Origin of the sequence: Methylobacterium aquaticum (assembly GCF_001043915.1) — a bacterium.
GTDB classification, from domain to species: domain Bacteria; phylum Pseudomonadota; class Alphaproteobacteria; order Rhizobiales; family Beijerinckiaceae; genus Methylobacterium; species Methylobacterium aquaticum.
The window spans coordinates 1-612 of record NZ_LABX01000148.1 but is presented as its reverse complement, the minus strand read 5'-3'; the positions used below and the strand labels follow the sequence as shown (position 1 = coordinate 612).

1 protein-coding gene is annotated in these 612 nt (G+C 70.6%); it reads right to left on the bottom strand.

What is annotated here, in order from left to right:
• On the bottom strand, positions 1 to 295 hold a 295-nt coding region (locus VP06_RS18935), incomplete at its 3' end, for an MmcB family DNA repair protein (protein ID WP_048465342.1).
• Positions 296 to 612 lie beyond the last annotated feature (317 nt).

Here is a 612-nt window from a genome sequence, read left to right as displayed (position 1 = left end):
CCACCGGCAGCGTCTCCGGCACCGCGAAGTAGAAGCGGTCGCAGAACTCGCGATAGTCCGGCCATTTCCGGTCGGCGCGGAAATCCGCGACGCTCGACTTGATCTCGATGATCGTCAGCTTGCCGCAACCGCCGAGCGCGATCAGGTCGGCACGCCGGCCGTTGGCCAAGGTGAACTCCGGGATCGTGACGTGGCCGAGCTCAGCAAAGAGGCGCCGCACGCCGCGCTGCACGCCGAGCGCGGTCGGCGATTGGCGGCGGTCGACGGGGAGCGAGAGGGCAAGGGCGGCGGACAAGGCTGTGGAGGGCGGCGTCTGAAGGGTTGCCACGGGACCGAACAAGGAGACCGAATCGGGAACGCCATCGGACCAGCTTCGCGCGGTGTTGTCACCTGCGGCGCGTGTCGCACCTGCGCCGGTCCGTTTCGCGATCCCCCGAAACCGGCCCGCGCGACGGAGGAAGCGGTTGATCTCACGGGCCTGCTCGCCGATGGTCGGCCCCGCCTGCGAGCCGCGCGAGACGGCGAGAAGCGACGGCGGAGGTGCCGGAAGCAAGGGCGCCGGGAGGGAGACGGGACGCATGGTGGGGCAGCGCGCCGCGGAGGGGCGTAAAG